Origin of the sequence: Burkholderia sp. ZZQ-2 (assembly GCF_050768715.1) — a bacterium.
Lineage (GTDB): Bacteria > Pseudomonadota > Gammaproteobacteria > Burkholderiales > Burkholderiaceae > Burkholderia > Burkholderia cepacia.
In genome coordinates, this window is record NZ_LDVA01000251.1 from 1 (window position 1) to 19925 (window position 19925).

Genomic DNA, 19925 nt, shown 5'->3' on the forward strand with positions numbered 1-19925 from the left:
GGGCGGCGACGCGGACGGGTTCGATGCGAGCGCATGGGCGACCGACGCGGTGCCGTCGCGCGACGGGCGCGGCAGGCACGGCAGGAACGGAGAAGAGGCCGACGGGCCGCAACCCGACGCCGTCCCGTTGACGGCGCGCAAGATCACGCTCGGCCAGCGAACCGGCGGGGCGGGGCGCGCATGCGCGGCAGCGCCCGACGACGGCACGGACGGCATCGGCTTCGACGACGGCGGCGCCGGTGGCGCCGTTGGCGGCTGCGATCCGGCCGTGCCGCGCGACGCGGCGGCGGGCGACATGCCGGCGCCGGGCGTCGTCCATGCCGACCGGATGCCGTACGAACTGCATCCGGTCGATCCGTCGCGGCTGCCCGATCTGCCGGCCGCCCAGGCGCCGCCGTTGCTGACGCAGCTGATGGGCGACGACCGCAACATGGTCGGCCTCGGCTGGCACTTCGTCGGCACGACCGGCCGATCGACGCCCGTGACGACGCACACGGACGCACTCGGGCTGAACAGCTTCCAGAACCAGGGGTCGCAGCTGTCGCTCGGCAACACGAACACGCTGGCGTTCACGCTGACGCATTTTTTCTCGGAGAACTGGGCGGCCGAACTCGGCGCGGGCATTCCGCCGGTGCTGACGCTGCGCGGGCACGGCAGCATCGCGCTGCCGCTCGACCGGATCTTTTCAGGCGTCCAGGGGCGCTTTCCGCTGATCGATCTCGCGAACACGCAAAGCAACCCGCTCGCGACCACGCGCGCGTGGCTCGGGTCCGTCGTGTTCAAGTATTACCTCGGCGAGCGCGACGACCGTTTCCGCCCGTTCGCGGGCATCGGCGTCAGCTATACGCGCTTCACGAACACGAACCTGAATCCCGTGTTCCAGCGCAAGCTCGCGTCGCTCGGCGGGCTGCTCGCGGCGGGCGCGGACATCGGCAGCCTGCAGTCGCTGCTGCTCGACCCGTCGCTGTTCCAGCGGATCTGGGATGCCGGTGGCGACCTGCTGCTGTCGGGCAAGACCAACGTGTCGGCGAAGGTGAAGAGCGTGTGGGAGCCGGTGTTCACGGTCGGTGCGAGCTACCAGATCACGCGCCAGTTCTGGATCACCGGCATGGTGACCTATATCCCGTTACGTACGAAGATTACGCTGGATATCGACCAGCCGAACCGGCAACTCGCGTCGAACACGTTCGATATTGCCGCGAACCCCGTGCTGGCGAGCGTGCTGCTCGCGTTCCGCTTCTGACCGCTGCGCCGGCCCTTTTTCATGAATTTGACGCGCGACGCTGGGATAATGTCGGCGTTTGGCTGCGTCAACGATGGAAGGAGGCCCCATGGGCGACAACGATAACCGCACCGAGACCGACAACCGCACCGATCTCGAATCGATGGAAGCGCGTCAGCGCCGCTTCGAGGAAGACCTGGTCGACGCCTACGACGAAGAACTCGAGATGGAGCTCGACGATCGCCGCTTCGACGACAGCGACGACCTGCTGTTTTCGCAGGAGCGGCGCGAAGCGCGCAAGCAGTATTTCCGCGAGCTGTTCCGCCTGCAGGGCGAACTCGTGAAGCTGCAGGACTGGGTCGTGAGCACGGGGCACCGGCTCGTCGTCATTTTCGAGGGGCGCGACGCGGCCGGCAAGGGCGGCGCGATCAAGCGCATCACGCAGCGGCTGAACCCGCGCGTATGCCGCGTGGCGGCGCTGCCGGCGCCGAACAACCGCGAACGCACGCAGTGGTATTTCCAGCGCTATGTCGCGCATCTGCCGGCCGGCGGGGAAATCGTGCTGTTCGACCGCAGCTGGTACAACCGCGCGGGTGTCGAGCGCGTGATGAACTTCTGTACCGACGACGAATACGAGGAGTTTTTCCGTTCGGTGCCCGAGTTCGAGAAGATGCTCGTGCGCAGCGGGATCCAGATCGTCAAGTACTGGTTCTCGATCACCGACCACGAGCAGGAAGTGCGATTCCAGAGCCGGATCGAGGATCCGCTCAAGCAATGGAAGCTGAGCCCGATGGATCTCGAGAGCCGCCGACGCTGGGAAGCCTACACGGCCGCGAAGGAAGAGATGCTGCTTCGCACGCACATTCCGGAAGCGCCGTGGTGGGTCGTGCAGGCGGTCGACAAGAAGCGCGCGCGGCTGAACTGCATTCACCATCTGCTGCAGCAGGTGCCGTATCACGAGGTGCCGCACGCACCGATCGACCTGCCGCCGCGCGAGCATCACGAGGACTACATCCGCCGGCCGGTGCCGGACCACATGATCGTCCCCGATACCTACTGAATGACCGACTGACCGGCGACGGGATTCGTCCGGCCACGCGGGGAGCGCGGACGCGTTCCCCGCGCGTCACGTCGCCGGAAATCCCGAGCGCCCTTGCGTCAGGTCGAACAACTCGGTTCTTGCCGCGGCTTCGGCGTTTTCCGGCAGCTTGATCGAGAGCTTCACCGTCATCCCGTACGCGCTGTCCACGAGCGCGTATCCGGCCTGTTCGATCCAGCGGCGCACGCGTGCCTCGTCCGGGTAGCCGATCTCGATCGCGAGCCGCGTGTAGCGGACACGTTCGACGCGCTCGGCGTCGAGCAGCGCCGATGCGATCGCATCCGTATAGGCCCGCACCAGCCCGCCCGCGCCGAGCTTCACGCCGCCGTAGTAGCGCACGACCGCGCCGAGCACGCCGTCGAGATCGTGATGGCGCAGCACTTCGAGGATCGGCCGGCCCGCGGTGCCCGACGGCTCGCCGTCGTCCGACATGCCCGACTGCCCACCCGCCAGCAACGCCCAGCATACGTGGGTGGCCGCAGGATGCTCGTCGCGCAGGCGCTGCAGCGCGTGCATCGCGGCGTCGCGATCGTCGACGGGGATCGCGAACCCGATGAAGCGGCTCTTGCGGATCTCGAGTTCCCGGATGTGTGTGGTCGCGAGCGTGTATATCATGGTCCGGGTGAGTAAAACTTTAAGTAAATCAATGGTTTTTGCAGTCGCCTGCTTGAATCCGTGTTGATTGATGTTGACCTAAATGGGCATAATTTGCCTACATGGTGCCTACATGGACGGGGCTAAATGAAGCGAGAGAATTTTACCGTGGCGCGCGTCGATGCATTTCGTTGCGACCAAAACAAGAAGCAGACGATCTACTGGGACGCGAAAGCGCCTGGGCTGGGATTGAGAGTGACGTCAACTGGTGCACGGGCATATGTGTTCGAATCCCGGCTTTTTGGGAAAACGGTTCGTTTGACGATTGGCGATCCGCGAACATGGGATCTCGCGGCTGCGCGTTCGGAAGCTGCGAGGATGAAGACGCTTGTCAATGAGGGTAAGGATCCGCGCGTGTTGAGGGCGGAGCAGCGAGTTGCCTACGAGGCACAGGAGCGCAAGAAGCGGCAGCAAGTTGTCACGATGGGCGAGGTTTGGGATCAATACGTCGGCGCCAGAAAGGCGCAATGGAGCGAGCGGACTTACCGGGACCACGTTCGCCATTCGGCAGTCGGGGGCAGGGTCAAGTTGCGCGGCAAAGGTGACACGAAGCCAGGGGTATTGGCATCTTTGCGGGCCGTGCCCATGGTCGAGCTGACGGCGCGACGCGTTTCTGTGTGGCTCGAAGCTGAGACCCAAGTTCGTCCGACAGTAGCAAGTCTCGGCTATCGAATGCTGCGCGCTTTTATTCGGTGGGCTGCGGATGAGCCCGAGTACGCTGGTCTTGTATCTTCGGATGCGTATAGGGGGCGTACAGTGCGGAAACTTGTTCCCAAGTCAAATGCTAAGCATGGCGATGTTTTACAGCGTGAGCAACTGTCGGGATGGTTTGCGGCAGTGCAGTCAATTCCGAACCGTGTTCTATCAGTCTATTTTCAGGGACTGTTAATCACTGGCGCTCGTCGGGAGGAGCTGGCCGCCCTTCGTTGGGAGGACGTCGACTTTCAGTGGAGAAGTCTGAAGATCGCGGACAAGGTGGAGAAGGTTGATGGGCGAACCATACCACTTACATCTTATCTGGCAGAGCTTCTGGGGGAGCTGAGAGAATTGGCAAACGAGAGCGATGCCAAATGCTTGAGCAGTGAAGCGGGTTCGTCGCCATGGGTATTCCGCAGCCAGAGATCCGCAACCGGTTATGTATCTGATCCAGGGTTAGCGCACCGGCTAGCGTTACGTGATGCAGGGTTGCCACATGTAACTTTGCATGGACTTCGTCGATCATTTGGTACGTTATCCGAATGGATCGATGTCCCAGTTGGTGTGGTCGCTCAAATCCAGGGGCATAAGCCGTCTGCCATCGCTGAGAAGCACTATCGCCGACGTCCGCTGGATCTTCTTCGTATGTGGCACGACAAGATCGAAGCTTGGATGTTAGAGCAAGCGGGGATCGCGTTCGAGTCGCCGGAGAAGGGCTAAGCCACGACTGCCGGTGGGGTGCCTGATGCTCTGTATCGGGTTGCGCGGTTGATCGGCATCTGCTGCGCGATTTATGGCACTTTCTATATCGCTAACTGTTCGGACCGAACCGAGTAGGGGCGCCGTTGGCGTGCGGCGATTCTGACGATCGTGGCACGTTTGCGCATGATATAGCCTGGTGTTCTTGGCGGCGAGCATTGATCAACGATGCTCGAAGCCCCATGCCCCAATAAATCGATGTAGAATCCTGTCTGCCGCTCTGTCACAGGTTGCGGCTTAAGTATCAAGACACCCAAGCGCTTCACCAATACACCCATTTGGGTTGCGGCTGCTTGCAGCCTATACACCCTACCCGCTTAGCTGTAGTGAAGCTGGCCGCTGATGGTCAGCATTGTCCGAATGCGCATGAAATTTTTTGCGCCTCGGATGCCTCTTGTCGGGCGGACGCTCGATCGAGAGTGCCACTGCACGCCCCTATATCCCATTGTTGTCGACTAGTTGTTGCCGTTGGCCCGCTTCTTTGCCCGTTGCGGTCACTGGGGCTTTGCGTCTTCAACAGGCATCTGCGTGACATTGTCCGACACGCAGGCTGCAGGGATTTTTCGGACCTTACTCAACGTAGATTGCTGCTGTGACCAGTGATCGTTTTGAGGGGTCACAAATGACTTCGATTCATAAGCGGTGCAAGGGTGTAAGTAAAAACTTGACGTGTATCGAGCAAGGGGATTTTGATGTTCGGGCTCAGAGCACGCTGAACCACGCGCTGGTTGCAAGCGATTTTGCATCTCCACATTTTGAGCCGCGCCTGACGACAGAGCAGGTCGCTCGCGTCTTTGGAATTGAGCCGCAGACGGTGCGAAAGCGCTGGTCGCAAACGGGCTCATATTTCGGTTTAAAGCCTATCAAGCTTCCAAACCGGCGGCTCATATGGAGTGCTGACGCCGTGGCAAAATTTCTGCGCGGGGAGGCTCTGTGATGAACGGATACCTTCTCCCTAGCGTGAATGCGGATGTCGGAACGGGTCTGCCGCAAATTGCAGGTACGCGCTTCGTGCGGGTATTTGACGAGCTTCGACACAACTTCCGTACGGCGGATGAACTGACGCTGTTCTTGTTGCTCGGAATGACTAGTCGCGAGCAACCGTCTGATACTGACATAGTGACTCCCGATGTTGGCGCGCAAGTCGTCGAGGAGGTCGATAGACGACTATTGCAGCTTGTTGACGATGTTGCCAATGGCAAGGTTCGTCCGACGGTCGATGGTATCCGGGAGCACTTCAATTGTGCCCAAAAGACTGCGAGTCACCTCCGTCGCCGATACCAGGCTCTGTGTGACGCTACTCAATCCACTACGCTGCAGAGTTAACAGGAGCCTGCCATGACTATCTATCAGTATCGACGCGAAACCCCGTGGATTGCGGCAGGTGCCTACTACGTGTATTCGGACGACGACAATCAGCTGCGCCAAGCCGTGCTGACGTACAGCACTGTGCGCCGTAGAATTCTCAATCGTATCGACGACGACATGATGAGTGCCGTCGTGGAACACGAGGGCGGCAGTTTGCGGATTCTTTCTGAGGCATTCGGGGCGTTGGCGCGCTTCGTAAGTCTGATGGACTGGCTTACGTGGCTTGTCGTAAGCAACGAAGGAAACGCGTACGATTTTGAGCGACGTGAGGAGGATGGCAAGGTCATTCGGGTCCAGGAGCATGCGTTGGGACGTTACTACGGCTTGCTTCTGCCTCTTGTTCGCGCGGTATTCGATCCCGAGTTGGATCTCGATCGGTTTAGGTTGCCACCGTATGCCGAACTTTTTTGCCATGTGATCACCAATCTCGTAGGCAGAGTGCCGACTCTTGGTGATTGTTTAAGTAAACAACCAACATTTTTTAACACTGATGTGAGGTTGTTTAGTGGAGAACTCGTAAACGAGTTATTCAGATTAATCCGGCGCGAGGCTAAGGCCCGATTGATTGGAAAAATTGTGTCGTCGCGTAAAGATGACGGAGTGCGGGCGACTAAACGGATGCAGAAGTTTAAAAATGAATGTTTCCAACAGTGCCCAGAACTGAACGTAATGCTGCTCGAGTGTACTTACCGACCGCCTGAAAATCCAGCACTTGAGATCCCCGTCTCACTTGGCCAAGCCAAGAGAGATCACGGAAGATTCGTCAACCGGCTCCGAGCCGACGGGAAATTCGCAGCCGTCGCAGTAGGTGGTATTTGGTCCTTGGCATGGGGGCGGCATAAAGGGCATCACCATCGCTGGATATTCCTGCTCGATGCTTCGATGGTAAAGGACTCGAGAGAGTGGTCGACTCTCGTCGTCAGTGTTTGGAAAGATGTGGTTGGCGTTGATACCGCATATGTTCGGGTACCAGGGGTGAACGACGCGTCTTCCCCTGTAACAGGGCTCGTCGCTGTTGACGATGTAAACAGGATGAAATCGCTGGACGATGAGTTGGGATATCTAGCTCAGAGAGATAGTTTTATTCAACTAAAAGAGACTGAGGGTGTACGCTCATGGGGCACGTGGGTTCCAGCCTACACACGTATAGATCGCCGCCGCAAGGCGCCGGAGGGAGCAACAGGCATCGATCGTGACGGGAGCGACGGCGGAGACGCGTAAGTCATACACTCGTTGAAGTCGAAGTTGGATCATCGCGAGGGGTTCGTTTTTTATGCCCGTCGCGGTGGCCACCAGCTGCAATTTAACGTGGGCTGGTGACCGGAGTGCCCTACGAATTATGCTGACGCATAATTCGTAGGGCCTCGATGCCTATGTGTTCACTTGTGGGGTAGTGATTGAGATAACGAGTCCTCGAAGATTGACGAGCATTTTACAAATCGAGCGTGCCCGAAGACTAACAACTGACTGTGCCAACCCGGGGCTTGCGGCACCTTCCCGACAACTAGAGGATCTCGGTCGGGACTCGTTGGCTGGCTTGGGGGTGCTTAAGTTAAGTGCATGGTGCGACTGGCGGCGCGCATGATCCAAATTTGGTGGCACTCTCCCCAGCGGGAGAGTTACATGGCGCTCAACAAACTACTCCGATTCGAACGATAGGGCGGCTACGCCCGATAGTTTGCATCGGAGTAGTTTGTTTATCAAAGAATAGATTGGGTATAAAAATATATCGCCTTAACTGTATATCCTATAGGAGTGATGCTTCAGCATCACGTTTCTTCCTCTTTTTTCCTTTGGGAAAAGGAGGAAGAACCTACGGAGATGGAGAAAAAGGTCAAACTTAGTGAGCGAGTGAAACGAAGCGATCTAATAAGCGAAGCGCCCTATGTGCACGTGAGTGCACGGGCGCGAAGCGCTCCCCTTTTATCGGTGACCCATAAAGGTCACCGACTAACTTTAATAAGCGGAACGAGGACTCCTCGTGGAGCGTCAACTTATCGAGTCCCCGGAGTGGGGCGAGATCTAACTTTGAAATAGCGAAGTGTCCGACGCGCCTTGTGGGCGCTAAGGACACGCAGCGTAGTCACCAACTCGAAGTGGTCGAGTCGACCACGAGACTGATTTTTAAAAATAAGCAGTCTATCCACCCTATGTCCAACAGGGAAATCGAATGCCATCCTTCAGTATGCGCATCATGGCGATCTTCGCCATCAGAGCAGTTTGAGATACCGAATCTCCCCGATCCGAGGTGAATATTTTAGGATCACGTCAGCAAGGTACTCTGGCTGGGAGGTTGTCGATAAACGGAGACGGTAACATAGTAAGGGCTATGTTACCCTTCATTTCTGGACATCGAGCGGACGCCCCAGGCTCGTGGGGCTCACACGAGTAAAGTTGAGTCGAGGCGCCCGGCTGCCGGTGGCGGGCAGAGGGGAGGCAGGAGACGCGGCACGAACCGATGCCGTAGTCCGCGCAGGTCGGCCGGGCAGATTCGGCTGGAGAAACAGTCAGGTTGTGTGACACCGGAAGCCGGACCACGTAATCAGCGCGAGTGATGACGCCCGCACCGCCCCGCTGGTTGTGTGAGCGCTGGCCGGGCGGAAAACGTTCGCGATTGCTCTGGGCAAGCGTGGCTGCGACAGGTGTAAGCCGGAGTTCATTGGTGGGCTGCCCGCCGCAGGCAGTGGTGGGGCGGAGGCCAGCGATTTGCGTGTGTGCAGCGGGATGAGGTAGGGTGCAGCTTTGACTTTGTTGCCGAGGCTGTTCATGAACAAGCAGGAACTCATTGACGCGGTCGCAGCGGGCGCGGGCGTCAGCAAAACCGACGCGAGCAAAACCGTCCAGGCGGTCCTGGACGCGATCACGGACGCGGTGACTCGCGGCGAATCGGTACAGCTGATCGGTTTCGGCGCGTTTTCGCAGGGGCAGCGCGCTGCCCGCACCGGACGTAATCCGACGACGGGCGCGGAGATTGCCATCCCGGCCGCGAATACTGTGAAGTTCACCGCCGGCAAGGCGTTCAAGGACGTGGTGAACGCACTGTGACGCAGCGTGACGTCGGGCAGGCCGCTTATGCGGGACTGCACCGTGAAATTGCCGATGTAGTCGCGTCGGCGCGCGAGGCGACGGCTCGCACGGTGAACGCCCTAATGACGGCGACCTATTGGGAGATCGGGCGACGAATCGTTGAGTTCGAGCAGGGCGGGGAGGAACGGGCCGCTTATGGCGAGGCGGTGATCCGCCGTTTGGGCGCCGATCTGTCAGAGCGATTCGGTCGCGGCTTCGGATGGCGCAATCTCGCACAGATGCGCGCCTTTTACTTGACGTGGCCTGCGGATCGGATTGTGCAGACATTGTCTGCACAATCCACGCCCGCTCGGATTGTCCCGACAGCGTCTGCAAAATCAACCAAGGCGGCGGTGAAGGCGCCGCCGGGCGTGGCGTTTGAGCCAAATTCTATCGCTCAGGCTTTTCCGTTGCCCTGGTCCGCCTACGTTCGTCTCCTCGCGGTGAAAGCGCAAGCTGCTCGCGACTTTTACGAGGCTGAAGCGCTGCGTGAGGGCTGGTCTGTGCGGCAGCTTGACCGTCAGATCAGCAGTCAGCTCTATGAGCGGCTGGTGCTGTCACGCAACAAGGCGTCATTGCTCGGAAAGGCGGCTGTAGTGCAACCCGGCGATCTTCTCTCGCCTGAGGAAGCGATCCGCGATCCGTTTGTCCTCGAATTTCTTGACATGAAGGACGAATATTCGGAGTCGGATCTCGAAGCGGCCTTGATCCAGCACTTGGCGGATTTCCTCCTCGAGCTCGGCGATGACTTTGCGTTCATAGGTCGGCAGCGGCGTCTACGGATCGATGACACCTGGTTTCGAGTCGATCTCGTGTTTTTTCACCGGCGCTTGCGATGCCTGCTCATTATCGATTTGAAGGTCGGGCGCTTCAGCTATGCGGACGCGGGGCAGATGCATCTCTACCTCAACTACGCGCGTGAACATTGGATGAAGCCCGGCGAAAACCCCCCGGTTGGCTTGATTCTTTGTGCTGAAAAAGGCGCGGCCGAGGCGCATTATGCACTCGACAACTTACCGAACAAGATACTCGCAGCGGAGTATCAGACGGTCCTCCCGGATGAGGCCACGTTCGCGCGAGAATTGGAACGTACCAGGATCGAACTGGAGCGCCGGGGTCGCAAGGCGTGACTTCCCGTCCGAGGTTCCGAGGTGCTTAAACACGCGCGGATCGGCGAATACGATGAAGCGGTCGCCCGGTTAAATTTGATGTTGCTGGCACGGCAATCAAGCTATGCGAAAACACTCAACCGTGCGCCGACGGCCACTGACGAAGGCGCAACTACTACCTCTTCCGGTTGACCAGGTCCGTCGTCTTTCTCTCAAACACCACCTCGCACTTGCACTGCTTTGCGGCGGCAGTGGTGATATTGAGTCGATCGCCACGCTGTCCAATATGCTTGCGCTCGCGTTCTATTTGCGTTCCGACGGCGAAGCGGAACTGTATCGCTCCGCGGACTTCGCACTCAACCAATGCATTGAGCGGGCAGAGCGGGGTGGCAAGTGGACTTTTACAGACGCGGAACGGACTGCACTCGAAGCGTTGCTTCGTGTTCATGATAAGCAACTTGCTGCGGTGCCGGTCCATCGCTATCTTGAAGCGCTGGAGCAGGTGCAGCATGTTGGCATGCCTTCCTTTAACTTGCCGATCGAATCGGACTGATGCTGAACGTTTTCTGCCTGTCGCGGCGAATACGCCGGCGGTTGATGTGCACGGACAAATCTGCGAGTTGGCGCAGCCAATGGGTGATCCGTGTGTGGACCTCGTAGTCGACAGTTTCTACGTAGAAACTCTAGGAAGCGAGTCACGGCGTGTGTAGTTGTATCGTCAAAAGGCACCGCGAGGCTCTTTGTCGAAGTGGTTCTGTTCCATGGCGGGATCTGGCGGACTGAAGCTCGAAGTTACCAGCGGGCCGCACGGCACCGCTCGAAGTTTGTCGCTGGACGAGCTGTTGAGGACCACGACCGGCGGCTGCCGGCCGAGGTCGTGTAAAAACGCGCAGAACGGCCGACCGGTGACGCCCAGTTGGGCGAGCAGTTATTTTCGACCGAGGTGCAGGCAGATGAAGTGATCGTGCTTTGCGGGTATACAGCGTCGGCTCGCGAGTTCACGCGCCTGCCAGCTTCATCGCTCGCATCGTCTTTGCGAATCCGAGTATCCTGATGACCCGCTTGAGGTTGTAGGCCAGTACATGCAAACTCATTTCGGCCGCAACATGGCCCAAACCGCGAGTCTGGAAGTGCGTTGAGCCCATCCAGTGTTTGAGTGTGCCGAACACGTGTTCGACTGTCCGGCGCCGTATCGTCATGGCGTCAAGCTGGCGATCCAGTCTTGACTGCATTGCCTCAAGCTGTGCGATTCGCAGACATCATTTCACTTTTTTGAAGGCCGTTTCTTTGGCGCGTCGGAACCCGTGGCGCCCGTAGGGAACATGGGTTCCGACGCGCGCCGATGATGTTCGCCGAGGATTTTGTCGACCCGCCATTCGCGGTGCCGAATGCGCTCTTTCCGCTCGTCGTACGCACTTTCCACCGCTTCCGCGAGAGGTGTGATTTCACCCAGCTCCGCAATGCGGTCAACCGGAGTCTTTGCGCCGAGTGAGCCGTGTGGCCGACGCCAGTTGTAGTCGAACTGCCACTCTTCGATTCGCAAGTCGATTGCCCCCTCTGTAAGGGCATGGTGGAACCAGAACTCGTTCAGGTCAGTAAGCTGCGAACGTTCAACTTTGCCATTGAGGTGCGGCGAGCGTGGTGGAATTGGCCGGAATTTAATGCACTCGTTCATCAGGCGCCGCTGCACGGATTCAGCGAAGAACTCACCGCCGCGGTCGGTCTGGATACGTTGAATCGGAAACGGCATCTCCTCGATGACGCGATCAAGGAAAAGCAGCGTATTTCGGGCATTTCTTCGAGGAAAACGAGTAACGGAAACAAGGGGCTCTGCGGAGCCCCTTGCTCCATCTGGCTTTCGCACCTCGAAGCCTTTATGGTAAAGGGTTTGAGCCGAAAGTTGCGTTTGTCAGGTGTCTTGCCTGCACTTGACGAAATAGGCGAAAACTTGGCACTCTGGCGTAACATTTTCCTATGCCAGACCGAAAAGCTACGCTGCGGTCCCGGCTCACAACAAAAACCTACGCCGACCGCTGATGAGATTCGACGCACGAAACGCGAGCAAGCTGCCTGCCGGGCAGCACATGACCTTTGACGGATTCCCGGGACTCCGCTTTCAGGCCAGCGAGAGCCGTCGCTCCTGGATCTACCGATATAAATCCCCCATTGACGACCGGATGCGTCAGGTGAAGCTCGGCGAGTGGCCGGCCATGGGGTTTCCCGCAGCGATTTCCGAATGGGAGCAAAGGCGAGCGGAGCGCGATGCCGGGGCCGATCCTGCTGCTGCAAAGCGCGAGAAGCGCGCTGCGGTTGCCAATTCGCGCGCCGTCGACGCATACACCGTCAAGCAGGTGTGTTTCGACTACATGGGCGGCTATCTGGAGCCGACCCGGAAGGATAAGGGCGTGATCGAGGTTAGGCGGATGTTCAAGGCGATGCTCGGCCCGATCGAGAGCGTTCCGGCTGCGTCGATAACTCGTGCGCAGGCGTTCGAATTCTTGAATTCCTATCGTGCCACGCCGGCGCTCACCGCTCGCCTCCGCATGGAGTTAGGCGGAGCATGGGACTATGCGATGGATGCTGGGAGGCTGCCTGACGGCACGCCGAACTGGTGGCGAATGATCCTGCGCGGCAAGCTTCGCAGCAAGGGGCGTACGATCGACGGCGTCGCCATGGGCACAAAAAAGCGGGTATTGAGCGAGGATGAGATTGGCACGCTGCTCCGTTGGCTGCCGAATATGAGCCTAACGGTTTCCGACGCAATCACGTTGTATCTGTGGACGGGCGCCCGCGGCGGCGAAATCATTTCTATGGAGTCGCACGAAATCGCCGACGAGGCGGACGGCCTCTGGTGGACCGTGCTGAAGGAAAAAACCAAGAACTCGTGGCGCGCGAAAGCAGGGGATTTGCGGGTGCCGCTCGTTGGTCGAGCTGAGGCCGTTGTCCGTCGACGCAAGGACCAGGCTGTGAACGGCTTTCTGTTCCCGACGTCGACCGGCGAGATGATGAAGCAGACCGTTATTTCGCACGGCATTTACTATCATCAGCCGTACTGTAAGCAGGCGCCGAATCATAATCGGCCGCGGCTACCCGTCACGCACTGGTCGCCTCACGATTTGCGGAGGACCGCCCGAACTATGCTTGCCGCACTTGGGTGCCCGCATGATGTCGCGGAGGCGGTACTTGGTCATGTTCAACCGGGTGTAGCCGGCGTGTATAACCGGCACCACTACGATCGGGAACGTCGAGAGTGGCTCACGCGCCTGTCGCAGTTCCTTGATGAACTCGCGCTGCGATATCCGACTAAGTAATCTGTTGTGTAAGGCGAGGTTAGACCAAACGGACAGCGTCAGATCGTCTGACTCTGTTCGGCCATGACCGGTCATTCGCCAGCAACACCAGATGACGATGCGAGTGTCCGCTCAAAGTAAAGGAACGGCCCCATTTTTTTAAATTTGTCTTCATCGTGCCCTGCGCGAGGCACCTCGGAAACTGCTGCTCGGCCTCGATTCCCCATGCGCCTGCCACATGACCGCGACGTGGCGTGGCAGGTAAAAGGGACGATGCTTGATTTGTGATGCCCTCATCGGCTACGGTGCCGACCCGTTGCTCGGTTGTATGGGACGCAGATATTGGGCTATGCCATACGCCGCTTCCCGCGCGCAACGCATTACACCGATGAGCGTAGCCGAGGCGGCCCCGCACCACTCGCCATAGCCGACCAGCCACAAGCGTTTCTCGTCTCTGGCGTGCGTCCCATCCGTCCTCGGCAAGCCCTCGACGTCACGGATCTGTAGCGGGTCAAGATGTTTGAGTGCAGGGCGGAACCCGGTGCACCAGATCACGACATCGATGCTGGAATGCCCGCCATCGCTCCAGACAACGCCATCCGTGTCGAATCGGCTGAACGGACGTATTGCATGCAGCACACCTCGCACACGCGCCTCCCGTACAGGAGGCACCATGACGATGTCGCCCAAACCACCTACTGGTGCCGTGATCGTGTGCCCATCGCGTAGAGCCTGCCATTTGGCGGTCGCGCGTTCGAACAAGACCCGGCCATCCACGTCGTCTGGAAGAAAATCAGGTTCCTGCAGCGTCACCCACGTAGCATTGCAGACCGTTGATACCTCCGCCAGGATCTGTGCGCCCGAGTTGCCGCCACCCACTACCAGCACGGATCGTCCACGCAGGTCGTCCGGATTGCGATACTGCGCCGAATGCATCTGACGACCACGAAAGATCTCGCGTCCAGGGTAGTTGGGCACATACGGTGCGCTCCAGGTACCGGTTGCACTCACGACCGCCCTGGCCAGCCATTCCCCGTGATCGGTACCGACCAGCAAGCCACCCTGAACCCGTGAAACGGATTCGACATGAACTGTGCGCCGGACAGGTATGTGATAACGCTCCTCATATCGCGCCAAATAGTCGATGACCTCGTTGCGCGACGGGTACGTGTCGCGCGATACGGGCGTCTGCCAGCCTGGTAGCGAACTCCATTGCGCCGGCGAAAACAGATGTAGCGAGTCCCAGGTATGTCGCCAGGCGCCTCCTGGGGCGCTCTGGTTATCCAGCACGAGATAGTCGAGCCCCGCACGACGCAGGAAGTAGGCCGTGGCAAGCCCGGCTTGGCCACCGCCGATGACGACAACATCAAGGTCTGCAGGCATGCGCTTTCGTCCCATCTCCTGATTCGAATTCGGGCGGTCACGCGTCCCATTGAGCTTAAAGGCGGTGGGCGGTGCACTGCACTACTTGGTCGCCCGCGACGTAATCACGTGCTCGAGGCCAGCTGGCCCGACCGGTGCCTCGGCGAGCCACGGAATGAGCGCGGTGCGCTGCGCCAGATCGTCCGCCACGCGGCGCACGAACGGCACCTCGTAAGTGCCCCGCTGGCACAGCATCGGGTCGGTCGTACCGCTCGCCAGCAACGACTGGTTGATGACCCACGCGTACGGCGTAATTCCCGCGCGCGCGAGGTCGGCGCTCAGCCGTTCCGCTTCGTGAACGGGTGTCGCTTCCGGCAACGTGACGATGAGAATCCGGCTGTAGTTCGGGTCGCGCAAGCGCGGCAGCAACTGGCGGACCGACTCTGGCATGTCGCCCTGGGTGCGCATCACTTCGCGGTGATAGGCCTCTGCTGCGTCCAGCAGCAGAATGGTGTGCCCGGTCGGCGCGGTGTCCAGAACCACAAAGCCTGATTTGCCTTGATCGACCGTGCGCGCGAAAGCCCTGAAGACGGCGATTTCCTCCGTGCAGGGCGAGCGCAGATCTTCTTCGAGCATCGCCCGGCCGCCCGCATCGAGATGGGATGCCGCTTTGCCCAGCACTTCTTCGGTGTACTGCTGCACTTCGCGCACCGGGTCGATGCGAGTGACGCTCAGCCGAGGCACGACGCCATCGACGGTCGCGGCCACATGCGAGGCCGGGTCGGTGGTCGAGAGGATCACGTCGTGTCCGCGGCCCGCCAGCGCAACTGCGATTGCCGCCGCTACCGTGGTCTTGCCCACGCCGCCTTTGCCCATCGTCATGATCACGCCGTGACCCGCCGCCGACAGCTCATCGACGAGGCCGCCCAGGCCCGGCGGCAAGATGGTTTCGGGCATCCGGCGTTCGGTCGGCATGCGCACGCGCTCGGGATGCGCCATGTCGCACAGCGCGTCCAGCCCGACCGTGCCGCGCGGCAGAAACGGAATGCGCGTCTGCGGTAAGCCAGCCAACTCGCGCGGCATGTCGGCCAGCGCCTGTTGCGCGTGCTGTGCCATGGCGGTCGCAATCGCGTCGTCGGTGCGGTCTGTGGCGAAGAGGCCGTTGATCGCCAGCACCAGGTTGCGAATACCGAGTTCAGCCAGCTCGTGCCGCGTGCGATTCGCTTCGCGCAGTGCGGCGACTTCGGGCCGGCTCACCAGGACGACGGTCGTTTGCGCTGCGCTCGACAGGCGTTCGACGGTCGCCGCGTACAGCGCCTTCTGCTTTTCCAGTCCGGCTAACGGTCCGAGGCAGGAGGCACCGCCCGTCGACGACGAGATGAACTCGTTCCACGCCGAAGGCAAGGTCAAGAGGCGCAGCGTGTGCCCCGTCGGCGCCGTATCGAAAATTACGTGATCGAAATCGGCCGTCGCGGCTGGGTCGCCGAGCAGTTTGGAGAATTCATCAAAGGCCGCAATCTCGACCGTGCAGGCGCCGGAAAACTGCTCTTCCATATTGCGGATCGCCGCCGCGGGCAAGACGCCGCGATAGGGTCCGACCATTCTGTCCCGATAGGCCTGCGCGGCCGCTTCGGGGTCGATATTCAACGCGAACAGGCCCGGCGCGGCGGGCACCGGCGTCGGCAACTGACTCAAGCCGACGCCGAGTACCTCGTCGAGATTGGAGGCCGGGTCCGTGCTGACGATGAGCACCCGCTTGCCGGCATGTGCCATGGCGAGGCCGGTGGCACAGGAAAGCGAAGTCTTGCCGACGCCGCCTTTTCCGGTGAAAAAGAGATATCGGGTTTGCGTTTCAGGCAGGGACATGGTCGCTCTCTAGCAACAGCCTGAGCCCGGCGCGCGGCAACTGCCGGCCTTGATGTGCGGTTTTTCCGCCGTGGTCAGCGCGATGCCGAGTTTCTGCGCAAGCTGCTGGCGTGACGGATACATGCCCGTCGATACGATGTGGCCATCGATCACGAGGATCGGCAGTCGTTCCATGCCGACTTCCATTTCCTTGACCACCGCGGAGTTGGCGGCGAACGCCTGCGGTTCCTGGCCCAGGTTGTAGCGGGACACGGTGACGCCGTGTGCTTCGACCCATTTCAGGTCCGCGGCGAATTGTGCCAGCACGGGGTCCACATCCACACCGCAAACACCCGTCGAGCAACACATCGCGGGATCGAACACTTCGAGTTTCTTCATGGCAGCGCCTCGGAACAATCGGGATTCAGCGGTTTCCACAAGCACGGATGCGTCTGCGGGCAAAGGTGCGTGAATTCCGGCAGACCGCGAATCAGCTCGGGAATTTGGGTTCGCTCGATCTGCGTGAAGCCGCGCCGCGCAAAGAAGGTGCGGGCGGCTTCATCATTCGGAATAAGGTAAAGCGCACGCAGCGATCGCGTTTGCGCTAGCGCAACGGAAGCGTCGATAAGACGGGTACCCAGACCGGATGCGCGCAGTCGCGGGTGAACTGCGACCGAACGCAACAGGGCCGCGTCGCCGGCTTGTTCCAGTCCCGCCACCCCGACGATCCCGGCGCCGCACGCGGCGACGTGGAAGCCGTCGAGGCTCCGTGCCGTGAGATCGCTCGCCGGTAGCCCGCAGGTAGCCAGCAAGGTGCGGATATGGTCGAAGTCCGTGGCGGCTGCCCGGCGAATGTACTCAACAGGCGTACTCATTTCAATTCTCCGCTGCGTTCACGGCGTAGAAGCGTCTGCCGGATGGTGATGAATCGCGTCCGGATTGTGCCCCGCCATCGCGTCGTGTCCGTGGTCGGACAGTTGGGCATCGAACCAGTCGTGCAGCGCGGCGACAAGACGAGGCTGCTCGCTGCGATACACGATTTCGCCGCCGCGGCGCACGTCGTGATATTCGATCGTCAGCTCGCCGCGCCGGGCTGCACGCAATTCAGCGAGGCCTGGCATGTCGTTGCCGTGGATCTGCTCAGGCGCGCCGAAGTCTCCCGCCGAGAAGCGACGGGCGATCGCGGCGAGATGTCTGCGGATCAACGCGACCTGCCGCGCGTCGGGACGTTTCGTGACGACCCGCTGGATGCCGCCGTCGGCCGTCTTCGTGAAGATGTGGGTGGTCGCCGCGAGCGAGAACGGCATCACGTCCGCGCCATGTTGCTCGACCTCCTTCTGGCGTGTGGTGGTATCGCCAAGGGCGAACGACGAAACAACCGCCATGCCGAGCAGAACCAGAATCGATGCAGCGACGACTGTCGCCGAATGGCGTTTCATGGAATATTCCACCTGGAATCGTGCCGGAGCCCGGCGCCAGCATCCTGTTCGACGGTTGAGTGAAATCATACGGCGTGCCCGCGCTTATTCGCTCCACCGGGCGAATGCCGGCATGACGCGATAACGACTACGCGAATTCATGGCAATCGCAGCGACTGCGACCGCAGACACGAGGGAGACGAGCCGCACCGTCCACTCGACGCCCCCGTATCCCGATCGATGTCTTTCAAGCCAACCTCCCTGACCTGTCACTGATGGTGGCTCTTTCATCACCTTGATTCAGGTTGCCGGGCGATGATGGTGCCTTAACGTGCAGTGAGGAGGCACGCGACCGAGCTCGTGCGAGGCCAAGCTCCGTTGTGCAGTTGAATGGGTGCCCTAACACTGGAGCTTTTCGACCTCGGCAAGCAGGTCGTCCGCTCGGGCTTTGAGCATGCGCTGGTTGTTCCGCTCGGCTCTGTCACGGATGTCCTGGAGTCTCATGCTCCAGTACTTCGGATCGCCGACTACGGTTCCGGGCGGGAATTGGCCCCGCTTTTTTTCGAGGATCTGAATTGCGTTACGTACATGATCAAGTTCTTTTTCGATTGTGTTGTACCAGTTCATACATGCCCCGAGTATGTTTTTTTGGCGATGGTGCCGCGACGCCTGGACGACGCATTTGATCTGGCTCAAAAGATAGATTCTGGAGCGACCCCACGTATCTGAGGACACGAGGACTCTCTTAAAATAAGGGATAGTCTTGTGCCTATCAGTAAGCCTAGTCATTACGTGGAAAGCATCGAAATTCTGACCGAGCCGGAGCGCCGTCGTCGGCGCACGGCGCAAGAAAAAATCGCCATCGTGCAGGAAACATTGGAGCCGGGAGCGTCGGTGTCGGCCGTTGCACGTCGGCACGGCGTCAACGCCAACCAAGTGTTCGGCTGGCGCAAGCAATACCAGGAAGGCAGTCTGGCGGCGGTGAAGGCAGGCGAAACCGTTGTGCCGGCATCTGAGCTGGCCGCCGCCATCAAGGAAATCAAGGAACTGCAACGGCTACTTGGGAAGAAGACGCTGGAGGTCGAAATCCTGAAAGAAGCCGTGGAATGGGGCCGTTCAAAAAACCTGATTGCGCGCTCGCCCTTGCTGCCGGGGGACGACCGATGAAGACGGTCTGCGAAGTTCTCGGCGTGGCGCGCTCTGCCGTGGCGGTGAAGCGAGCTCGCTCGTCCGACTGGCGCGATGGTCGCCGTGCCCGCGTGACCAACGATGCCGGGCTGGTCGAGGAGATTCAGGCCCATGTGGCGCACCTTCCCACCTACGGCTACCGCCGTGTCTGGGCGCTGCTGCGCCGCAGTCGGGAGCAGAGCGGTGCGCCGTGCATCAACGTCAAGCGCGTGTATCGGGTCATGCGGGAGCATCAGTTGCTGCTGCGCCGCCCTGGCGTGCGGCGAGATAAGCGGCGACATGACGGTCGCGTTGCGGTGGACCGCAGCAACACCCGCTGGTGCTCCGATGGCTTCGAGTTTCGGTGCGACGATGGTACGCCGCTGCGCGTGACGTTTGCGCTGGACTGCTGCGACCGCGAGGCGATTAGCTGGGCAGCAACGACCGGCGGGCATAGCGGTGATGTGGTGCGCGACGTGATGCTGGCCGCCGTCGAACAGCGCTTCGGCACCACGCAGGCCGCGCAGCCCATTGAATGGCTGACGGACAACGGCTCGGCCTACATCGACCACCGCACGCGCAGCTTCGCTCGCGAACTGGGTCTTGAGCCGCTGACCACACCGGTCCGTTCGCCGCAGAGCAATGGCATGGCGGAATCGTTCGTGAAGACCATGAAGGACAATTACGTCGCCTATATGGACAAGTCTGACGCACCAACAGCGCTCTCGCGTCTGGCTATCGCGTTTGAACACTACAATGAGCGCCACCCGCACAAAGCCTTGAAATACCGCTCGCCTCGCGAGTTCAGGCGTAATGCGGTGTCATCAACCTAACGGTGTCCGCGTGTCCTGAGTTACAGGGGCAACTCCA

General features: G+C 60.2%; 18 protein-coding genes and 2 pseudogenes. 12 read left to right on the forward strand and 8 right to left on the reverse strand.

Features of this window, described 5'->3' with window-relative positions:
• Both ABY44_RS17660 and ppk2 read left to right on the forward strand, forming a co-directional pair.
• Window positions 1-1243 (forward strand): OmpW/AlkL family protein (locus tag ABY44_RS17660; protein ID WP_431641474.1); only part of this gene is annotated, 1243 nt, incomplete at its 5' end.
• A gap of 88 nt (window positions 1244-1331) precedes the next feature.
• The gene (ppk2, locus tag ABY44_RS17665; RefSeq protein ID WP_027791391.1) at window positions 1332-2282 is read left to right on the forward strand and encodes a polyphosphate kinase 2; all 951 of its coding nucleotides are present in this window, start codon (window positions 1332-1334) and stop codon (window positions 2280-2282) included.
• 66 nt (window positions 2283-2348) lie between these two features.
• Here ppk2 and ABY44_RS17670 read toward each other — a convergent pair whose 3' ends face one another.
• Window positions 2349-2936 carry an IMPACT family protein gene (locus tag ABY44_RS17670; protein WP_431641476.1) on the reverse strand — a complete coding sequence of 196 codons (588 nt, stop codon included), beginning with the start codon at window positions 2934-2936 and terminating at the stop codon, window positions 2349-2351.
• A 126-nt stretch (window positions 2937-3062) separates the two neighbouring features.
• Between ABY44_RS17670 and ABY44_RS17675 the strand changes: the two genes are divergently transcribed.
• From ABY44_RS17675 to ABY44_RS17705, 7 genes are all read left to right on the forward strand, one after another.
• On the forward strand, window positions 3063-4391 hold the full coding sequence (locus tag ABY44_RS17675; protein ID WP_431641477.1) for a tyrosine-type recombinase/integrase: 1329 nt from the start codon (window positions 3063-3065) through the stop codon (window positions 4389-4391).
• 661 nt (window positions 4392-5052) lie between these two features.
• Complete coding sequence (locus ABY44_RS17680) at window positions 5053-5367, forward strand: helix-turn-helix domain-containing protein (RefSeq protein WP_431641479.1); 315 nt, start codon at window positions 5053-5055, stop codon at window positions 5365-5367.
• On the forward strand, window positions 5367-5756 hold the full coding sequence (locus ABY44_RS17685) for a hypothetical protein (protein WP_431641480.1): 390 nt from the start codon (window positions 5367-5369) through the stop codon (window positions 5754-5756). Before ABY44_RS17680 ends, ABY44_RS17685 begins: the two co-directional genes overlap by 1 nt.
• A gap of 12 nt (window positions 5757-5768) precedes the next feature.
• Entirely contained in the window at window positions 5769-7019 is a 1251-nt protein-coding gene (locus ABY44_RS17690; protein WP_431641481.1) for a hypothetical protein, read from the forward strand.
• Between the two features lie 1545 nt (window positions 7020-8564).
• Window positions 8565-8843 (forward strand): HU family DNA-binding protein, encoded by a 279-nt coding sequence (locus ABY44_RS17695; protein ID WP_431641482.1) that lies wholly within the window; start codon window positions 8565-8567, stop codon window positions 8841-8843.
• Window positions 8840-9994 (forward strand): PDDEXK nuclease domain-containing protein, encoded by a 1155-nt coding sequence (locus tag ABY44_RS17700; RefSeq protein WP_431641483.1) that lies wholly within the window; start codon window positions 8840-8842, stop codon window positions 9992-9994. Before ABY44_RS17695 ends, ABY44_RS17700 begins: the two co-directional genes overlap by 4 nt.
• A gap of 103 nt (window positions 9995-10097) precedes the next feature.
• Window positions 10098-10526, forward strand: a complete 429-nt coding sequence (locus tag ABY44_RS17705; protein ID WP_431641484.1) for a hypothetical protein — start codon at window positions 10098-10100, stop codon at window positions 10524-10526.
• 445 nt (window positions 10527-10971) lie between these two features.
• On the opposite strand, the pseudogene ABY44_RS17710 reads toward ABY44_RS17705, so the two are convergent.
• Window positions 10972-11214: pseudogene (locus tag ABY44_RS17710) on the reverse strand (transposase); the annotation flags it as partial.
• Window positions 11215-11237: 23 nt separating this feature from the next.
• A pseudogene (locus tag ABY44_RS17715) lies at window positions 11238-11780 on the reverse strand (integrase core domain-containing protein); the annotation flags it as partial.
• A 229-nt stretch (window positions 11781-12009) separates the two neighbouring features.
• On the opposite strand from ABY44_RS17715, the gene ABY44_RS17720 reads away from it, so the two are divergent.
• Window positions 12010-13284: a tyrosine-type recombinase/integrase gene (locus tag ABY44_RS17720; protein WP_431641486.1), complete on the forward strand. Its 1275-nt coding sequence runs from the start codon at window positions 12010-12012 to the stop codon at window positions 13282-13284.
• A gap of 279 nt (window positions 13285-13563) precedes the next feature.
• On the opposite strand, the gene ABY44_RS17725 is transcribed toward ABY44_RS17720, so the two are convergent.
• The 5 genes from ABY44_RS17725 to ABY44_RS17745 all read right to left on the reverse strand — a co-directional run bounded on the left by ABY44_RS17725 (window position 13564) and on the right by ABY44_RS17745 (window position 17909).
• Complete coding sequence (locus tag ABY44_RS17725; protein WP_431641487.1) at window positions 13564-14646, reverse strand: ArsO family NAD(P)H-dependent flavin-containing monooxygenase; 1083 nt, start codon at window positions 14644-14646, stop codon at window positions 13564-13566.
• 81 nt (window positions 14647-14727) lie between these two features.
• On the reverse strand, window positions 14728-16491 hold the full coding sequence (gene arsA / locus ABY44_RS17730; protein ID WP_226192414.1) for an arsenical pump-driving ATPase: 1764 nt from the start codon (window positions 16489-16491) through the stop codon (window positions 14728-14730).
• A gap of 9 nt (window positions 16492-16500) precedes the next feature.
• Window positions 16501-16869, reverse strand: coding sequence for an arsenite efflux transporter metallochaperone ArsD (arsD, locus tag ABY44_RS17735; protein ID WP_431641490.1), 369 nt, complete (start codon window positions 16867-16869; stop codon window positions 16501-16503).
• Window positions 16866-17345 carry a GNAT family N-acetyltransferase gene (locus ABY44_RS17740; protein WP_124629040.1) on the reverse strand — a complete coding sequence of 160 codons (480 nt, stop codon included), beginning with the start codon at window positions 17343-17345 and terminating at the stop codon, window positions 16866-16868. Before ABY44_RS17740 ends, arsD begins: the two co-directional genes overlap by 4 nt.
• An 18-nt stretch (window positions 17346-17363) precedes the next feature.
• Entirely contained in the window at window positions 17364-17909 is a 546-nt protein-coding gene (locus ABY44_RS17745) for an aspartate carbamoyltransferase (RefSeq protein ID WP_222214728.1), read from the reverse strand.
• 369 nt (window positions 17910-18278) lie between these two features.
• Here ABY44_RS17745 and ABY44_RS17750 point away from each other — a divergent pair, with 369 nt between their 5' ends.
• Window positions 18279-18617, forward strand: coding sequence for a hypothetical protein (locus tag ABY44_RS17750; protein ID WP_431641492.1), 339 nt, complete (start codon window positions 18279-18281; stop codon window positions 18615-18617).
• Between the two features lie 72 nt (window positions 18618-18689).
• A protein-coding gene (locus tag ABY44_RS17755) for an IS3 family transposase (protein ID WP_166488176.1) occupies window positions 18690-19888 on the forward strand; the annotation gives its coding sequence in 2 pieces (ribosomal slippage) (window positions 18690-19005 and window positions 19005-19888; 1200 coding nt in all).
• The last annotated feature ends 37 nt before the right edge of the window (window positions 19889-19925 follow it).